A 6710-nucleotide genomic window follows, 5' to 3' on the forward strand; every position below is an offset into this window, starting at 1 on the left:
TCCGCAATCTCGCGGTCGAGGCGCTGCAGATCTACCAGGGCACGTTGCAGCGGTCCCAGCCGCATGGACTGGCGCATGCGGGCGATCCACTCCCGCGCCTTGGTGTTGCGGATACGGGTCACCGGCAGCTCAACGCCATCCTCCTCGAAGATGGCCGCCAGCATGGTCTTGAGGGTGTCCATCTTGCCTTCCTTGGCGTGCACCGCCGAGACCAGTTTCTCCATATGGCGGATGCGCTGCCCCGGACGCACCAGGCTGAACCGGGCCGCCATCTGACGCAGACGCAGTGCCTCGCGGCTGTTGCCGTATTGCTGGGTGAAATCGTTCTGGATCACCGAGCGATATTCGGAGCTGGCGCCCAGTTTCTGGGATACCTCAATGCTCTGGCGACGCAGCCCGTTGGCCCACTGGGCATACTCCAGGGCGGTTACACCGCCCTCGCTCACGAGCAGATAGTCCTCGGGTCGATAGGGCGCGCCCACGAAGCGATATTCCACCCCGCCCTCGCTCTTGCGGGTGAGCACCGCCTGACAGACATCGCCCGCCTCACGGCGGTATTCGTAGACAAGGTAGCTGTTGCGGTGCGGCAGGTAGAATTGGTCGAACTTCTGCCGTGTTCTGGGCACCACCTTGTTGGGCAACTCGCCGTAGAACACCGGCACCAGCCGCTGCAGGGTGGTCTTGCCCGAGGCATTGGTGCCGCAGATATTGGTGTGGCCGTCCACATCCAGTTCGACCACACCTTCAAGATGGCCGTGAATCATCACGATGCGTAGCAGGTGCGCCATGTCGCCTTCTGAGTCCATTGGCTTGGGAGACGCCTATCTTGCCAGAGACCCGCTGCGACTACATTCCCACAGCTGCGGCGCGGGCAAGGAGATGATCCGAGTGGTCTCCGGGATTGATTGGCATATCACGCAGTCACGCAGCGCCCTCATACGCCGGAGGAGCACCCGCTAAACCGCTCAAACCCCCTCCACCTCAATCCCATGCCGCGCCAGCCAGTCCTTGCGCTGCTCATAGTCCGGCATGAACCGCTCCAGACGGCGCCGGAAGGCGGGGGTATGATGGGGCTCGTGCAGGTGAACCAGCTCATGCACCACCACATACTCGGCAATATGGCGTGGCAGCAGGATGGTCTTCCAGTGGAAGTAGACCCGGCTCCCCTTGCCGCAGGAGCCCCAGCGGTAGCCCAGGTCCTGGATCTTCACGCCCGCCGGCTCGACCCCCATGCGCCGGGCCTGCTCTTTTACCTTGGCGGTCAGCCAGTCCGAGGCGCGGGCGCTGTACCAGCGGATGAAGTGTTCCCGGGCTTCGGGTAGGGCGTCCTCGCGGAGTTGGAAGCGCCCCGCCACGAGCTTCAGAGGGGCGTCCTGGGCATCATCGGGCACGCGCTTGAGTCGGTAGCTGCGACCCAGGTAGAGGAACCCCTCGCCGTTGATGTACTGCTTTCGCGGCAGCCGGCGGCGATTCTCGGCCTTCTCCGCCAGCTTGCGGTAGATCCACAACCGCTTTTCCACCACAAAGTCACGCAGGTGCTGCTCGTCGGTCCCGCTGGGCGCGGCAATGACCAGCTCGCCGTCCCGGTCCACGGTGATCTCCAACGTCTTGCGGCGCGCGCTTTCGCGCACCTCGAAGGTGAGATCATCCACGGCCAGCTGGGTCATGCGTTCACCAGCTTGTCGTGATTGCTGCGGGCCAGGTCCAGGAGCCGCTGTGTCACCTCTCTGCCGCGGTCGAATGGGACAACGCCCTTGATCATCAGCGTGGTGAATACCTCCTGGCGCAGGGCTTCCTGGTCCGGGATATGGGAGGGTTTCCAGAAGTCGGGGATGGCGATCTCCTCCTGGATCAGTTCCACCAGTTCCTCGGTGGTCTCCCACAGCCTGCGGGCCTGTGCCTCGTCCATCTGCTCCAGAGTCTGGCCACTGCTGGCCACCAGCTCCCGCCAGAAGGGCTCGGCATGGGCGGGCATGTCGGGGATCGCCTCACCGTCGATGGCGACCCCGTCACGGAGTTGGTGGATCAGGCCCTCCAGGGCCTCCACCTGTTCGGCCCACTGGCCATCCAGTTGCTGAAGCAGCGCCTCCAGGCGCTCGCTGAGGCGACCGTACTTCACCGGATCCTCGTCCAGGTGCTTGCGTACATGGGAGCGAACCGCGTGCTCCATCTCCGAGGCCTTGGCACGGTCACCCACCTGGCGGCCCAGGTGGGCATCGAACTGGGCATCGGTGAGTTGTACCGGCGGGATGCGCGGGTCGATGCCCAGGGAGATCACATAATCGTCGATCAGCTTGCGCACCTTGTTGCCGATATCCCGGCCCAGTTCCGGGGTGTCCTTGTAACGGTTGCGCGCCAGGGCGTGGATATAGGCAAGCCGCTTGGCGTCGTTGACGAACTCCAGCCCTTCCGGGCGCGGCAGCACGTCGTCCAGGCCGCGATTGAACGCCTTGAGCTTGACCACGAACTCGGCCCGCACCCGCTCATCCGCCAGCGCCTGCACGGCTTCCTCGGTGTCGTCCAGGTCATCCACGCCCTGCCCGCGCAGCACGTCGATCACCCGCAGATGGCGATCGCGCAGCAGCGGGATCTCATCCTTGAGGCTCTGCAGGGCACCCTCGATATCTTCCTCGCTGTAGGCGGCCAGGGCCTCCTTGAGGTGGTTGGCCACGCCGAAGTAGTCCACCACGATGCCATGGCTCTTGCCGTGGCCGGTGCGGTTGACCCGGGCGATGGCCTGCAGCAGCTCCGCCTCCCGCAGGGACCGATCCAGGTACATCACGCCCTCGATGGGGGCATCGAACCCGGTGAGCAGCATGCTCTTGACGATCAAAAAGGCCAGCGGATCGTGCTTGGCGGCATCGGTGGGCGGTGTGCCGTCCAGCGGTGGCAGCGGCTTCTTGAAGCGCTGGATATGGCTGTCGACGGCGGCGCGGTCACTCCACTTCGCCCAGGTGGGATCATCGTTATTGCCGCTGCTGAACACCACGGCAAACGCCAACTGGCGCAGCACCTGGCGATAGCGCCAGGCCTGGATCGCCGCCTTCACCCGCAGGGGCCGCGTGAGCAGTTGGGTGTCATCCAATGCCTTGTCTTCGGGGGAGAGGGCCAGCGACTCTTCCAGCAGCTCGGCGCGGGCTGCCTCCAGGGCCTCAACGTAGCGCAAGGCGGCACGGCGACTGTAGGCCACCAGCTGGGCCTTGTAGCCGTTGGGGAGGATATGGGTCACGTAGTGGCGCAGGATGTCCTGGGCCTTTTCCTGGATCAGTTGCGGTGCCTCAAAGATCTGCCCCTTGGTGGCGTACTTCTTCTTGATGGCCTCCAGCTCTTCCGGGCTATGATTGCGGAACAGGTCCTCGAACAGGCCATCCAGGCTGGCACCGTCCTTGATCGCCCCCTTGGCGGTGCGCCCCTCGTAGAGGATGGGCACGGTGGCGCCGTCCTGCTCCGACTCCTTGATGGTGTAGCGGTCGATGTACTCGCCGAAGATGTCGTGGGTGCGCTTCTTGTCGCCCATGATGATGGGCGTGCCGGTGAAGCCGATGCGGGCCGCGTTGGGCAGGGCGCGCATCATGTTGGCGTGCAGGTCGCCGGCCTGGGTACGGTGGGCCTCGTCCACCAGGATCAGGATGTCCTCGCTGGTATTGAGCACCTGGAAGGGCTCGCTCAAGGTCGGCTTCTTCGGTGTGCGGCCACCACTCAAGGGGCCTGGCTCGGCCACATCGCGGTGCTCCCAGTCCAGCCCCCTGCCCTCGGGGATCTCATAGGCATCGCCCTCCCCTTCGGCATCCGGGTCGCGGTATTTCTGAATGGTGCCGAACACCAGACCAGGGCCGTCCCGGGCCAGCAGCTTCTTGAGCTCGGTGGTATTGCGCGCCTTCTCCACGCGCTCGCCGGTGAGTCTCGCGGTGTCGGAGAGCTGGGTCTGCAGGTCCTTGCGGTCGGTGATCACCACCACCTTGAAGCGTCTCAGGGCGGGATCGGTGCGCAGCTTGCGGACCAGAAACACCATGGACAGGCTCTTGCCGCTGCCCTGGGTGTGCCAGATGATGCCGCCACGGCGATCCGCCTCGCCATCCTGTCGGCGGGTCTTGCCGTGCTTCAAGCGCACCATGGCCCGGGTCACCCCACGGAACTGCTGATAGCGGCAGACCAGCTTGATGGTCTGGCCGCCCAGGTTCATGAACAGGGTGTAGTGACGCACGATGTCCAGCAGGTTGGCCCGGGTCAGCATCCCGGCAATCAGGCGCTGCTGGGCGGAAAGATCCGCCACGCCCAGGTCCATGACCACCTGGGCTTCGCGCCGGGGGGCCACCGTCTTCCAGCTCAGGTAGTGGGCAAAACGAGCGCCGATGGTGCCCGCTCGGGCCTCATCAAAGTTGCTGACAACAAGGAACTGGCTGGTGGCGAACAGTGCCGGTGCCCCCTCGTGCTCACCCACTTCGCCCTCCAGCCAGCGCTGATCATGGTAGCGGCGCAACTGATCCACCGCCTGGCTGAGGCCCTCCGGCGCGCTGCGGCTCTTGCACTCCACCACCACCAGCGGGATGCCGTTGACGAACAGCACCAGGTCGGGGATCACATGCCCCTTGGCGCCATCGTGGCCGGGCGGGCACTTCACCTTGAACTGATTGACCACGGTGAAGACGTTGTTGGCGGGTTCATTCCAGTCGATAAACCGCAGCGTCTGGCCACGGCCTCCGTCCCATCCTTCCAGACCGTCCACGGGCAAGCCGTTCAGCAGCAGGTCGGTGGCCTGCTGATTCGCCTCCAGCACCTTGCTGGCGGGAAGGCGGGTGATGGCCGCCACGGCCTGGTCCATTCGCACATCATCGAGCCAGGGCTTGCCGTCTCGCAGGTTGATGGCACGCAACTGCTGGCGCAGCAGCGGCTCCATCACCACCTGGGCAAAGCTCTCACGGTGAGTCACGGCAGGGTCGTCCATCGACCCGGCCAGAAACGCCCAGCCCTGCCCCACCAGCTGGTCGATGAAGGGCTTTTCGACGTCCGTATACTCGGGACCTGCCATACCGTGGCTGCTCCATGGTGCTGTAGGGTTTTTGATGCAATGGAGGAGGATAGATCATTTGAGCGCTATAATTGAAATATCAATCAAATGATCCATGATGAAACAGGCCACTGCCCAGGAGGTGCGCCATGCAAACCATGACGATGGAGCAACGCCAGACCCTGGCTGCCGCCGGGTTGCGGGCTTATCCAAACATTGCCCGGGCTTGGGGCCTCAAGGAGCAGGAGGCAGCGCGACTGCTGGGGGTTTCCGGCCCAACCTATCGACGTTGGAAGCATGACCCGAACCGGATACAGGCGGACGTGAACCTGCTGGAGCGTCTCTCCCTGATTCTCGGCATCTACAAAGCGCTGCATATCCTGCTGCCAAGGCCCGAATCCGCGCATGGCTGGGTGAGACGACCGAACACCAACCCCCGCTTTGGCGGACACCCCCCCCTTGAACGCATGCTTGGGGGGCATGTAGCCGACCTGGTGGCTGTGCGGGAGCATCTGGATGCCGCCCGAGGCTGATCTTCTCGCCCAATTTTCAGAGGTGGAGGTGCATTGGCCCAAGAGCTACCGGATCGTACCTTCCCGTTTCCCACCCATAGACCTCTTCGAGGGTGTTGCCGGACAAGCCGGCGATCTGGCGGCCCTCAGTGAGCTTGAGGGCCTGACCTCGAATCGCCTGCGCGAGGCGGCCGGCGAGATCCATCTGGTACCCGAACAGGATCGACGATTCGGGCCCGGCTACACGCCGGTCATGGCCGCCTTCACCTACCCGGCCCAGAGTCGTTTTTCCGATGGGGCCTACGGCGTGTATTACTGCGCCCGAGACGAGCACACCGCGGTGGCCGAAACCCGTCATCACCGCGAGCGTTTCCTGCGTGAATCGTCGGAACCATCGATCAACCTGGAAATGCGGGTTTATCTGGCAGCGTTGCGGGCGCCGCTGCTCGACCTCTGCGCCCCCACTGGCACTCCCTACCTCGACCCCCACGATTGGCGGCCTTCGCAGCACCTGGGGCTTCAGGCCCGACAGGCGGGTCGTTACGGATTCATTTATCCCAGTGTAAGGGATACCGAGGGTGGTCTATGTGCGGGTGTCCTGAGACCACCCGCCCTTGGGCCAACCCGTCAGGGCAGGCACCTGCAATATCGATGGGATGGCGAAAGGATCACCGACATCATTGAACTGAGGGCAACGGGGTATTGACGTCAAACCACGATGTTGGTGTCAGGCACCAGACGCACGTTATGGCCGCCACGGCCTGATCCAATCGCCCATCATCGAGCCAGGGCTTGCCGTCGCGCAGGTTGATGGCGCGCAACTGCCGGCGCAGCAGAGGTTCCATCACCACTTGGGCGAAGCTGTCCCGGTGGGTCACGGCGGGGTCGTCCATCGAGCGAGCCAGAAACGCCCAGCCCTGCCCCACCAGTTGGTCGATGAAGGGCTTTTCGACGTCTGTATACTCGGGACCTGCCATGTCGTGGCTCCCTGCGTGGATTACTACCCTGAGCATACCAGCCCGGAGGCCAATAGCCCGTTTCGGATATTGCGACTTTTGTTTATTTCGAATAGCCTGACGGGTAACGATAGAATACGAGACGGCAGCCGGCAGTAGAGGGCTGTGTAGAGGTCATGCCGTAAATAACCCTCGACTGAAGTCGAAGGCTTTATTGTGAAACGAGAGCATGGC

At 63.7% G+C, this 6710-nt stretch carries 5 protein-coding genes and 1 pseudogene; 2 read left to right on the top strand and 4 right to left on the bottom strand.

The window, feature by feature from the left end; translation table 11 throughout:
- From LQ952_RS15080 to LQ952_RS15090, 3 genes are all read right to left on the bottom strand, one after another.
- Window positions 1–788 (bottom strand): ATP-binding protein (locus tag LQ952_RS15080; protein WP_238623447.1); only part of this gene is annotated, 788 nt, incomplete at its 3' end.
- A gap of 177 nt (window positions 789–965) precedes the next feature.
- Window positions 966–1667, bottom strand: coding sequence for a M48 family metallopeptidase (locus LQ952_RS15085; protein WP_238623448.1), 702 nt, complete (start codon window positions 1665–1667; stop codon window positions 966–968).
- The gene (locus LQ952_RS15090) at window positions 1664–5029 is read right to left on the bottom strand and encodes a type I restriction endonuclease subunit R (RefSeq protein ID WP_238623449.1); all 3366 of its coding nucleotides are present in this window, start codon (window positions 5027–5029) and stop codon (window positions 1664–1666) included. The genes LQ952_RS15085 and LQ952_RS15090 overlap by 4 nt, the downstream gene beginning before the upstream one ends.
- Window positions 5030–5157: 128 nt before the next feature.
- Here LQ952_RS15090 and LQ952_RS15095 point away from each other — a divergent pair, with 128 nt between their 5' ends.
- Window positions 5158–5541, top strand: coding sequence for an MbcA/ParS/Xre antitoxin family protein (locus tag LQ952_RS15095; protein WP_238623450.1), 384 nt, complete (start codon window positions 5158–5160; stop codon window positions 5539–5541).
- Entirely contained in the window at window positions 5525–6226 is a 702-nt protein-coding gene (locus LQ952_RS15100) for an RES family NAD+ phosphorylase (RefSeq protein ID WP_238623451.1), read from the top strand. Before LQ952_RS15095 ends, LQ952_RS15100 begins: the two co-directional genes overlap by 17 nt.
- A gap of 37 nt (window positions 6227–6263) precedes the next feature.
- Here LQ952_RS15100 and LQ952_RS15105 read toward each other — a convergent pair.
- Window positions 6264–6497 (bottom strand): annotated as a pseudogene (locus LQ952_RS15105) (hypothetical protein); the annotation flags it as partial.
- Between the last annotated feature and the right edge of the window lie 213 nt (window positions 6498–6710).

The organism is Ectothiorhodospira lacustris (assembly GCF_022227785.1).
GTDB lineage: Bacteria > Pseudomonadota > Gammaproteobacteria > Ectothiorhodospirales > Ectothiorhodospiraceae > Ectothiorhodospira > Ectothiorhodospira lacustris.

Excerpts from the sequence above, each read along its gene's own strand:
- LQ952_RS15085 (WP_238623448.1), bottom strand. The coding sequence starts at position 1,667 with ATGACCCAGCTGGCCGTGGATGATCTCACCTTCGAGGTGCGCGAAAGC.
- LQ952_RS15090 (WP_238623449.1), bottom strand. The coding sequence starts at position 5,029 with ATGGCAGGTCCCGAGTATACGGACGTCGAAAAGCCCTTCATCGACCAG.
- LQ952_RS15095 (WP_238623450.1), top strand. The coding sequence starts at position 5,158 with ATGCAAACCATGACGATGGAGCAACGCCAGACCCTGGCTGCCGCCGGG.
- LQ952_RS15100 (WP_238623451.1), top strand. The coding sequence starts at position 5,525 with ATGCCGCCCGAGGCTGATCTTCTCGCCCAATTTTCAGAGGTGGAGGTG.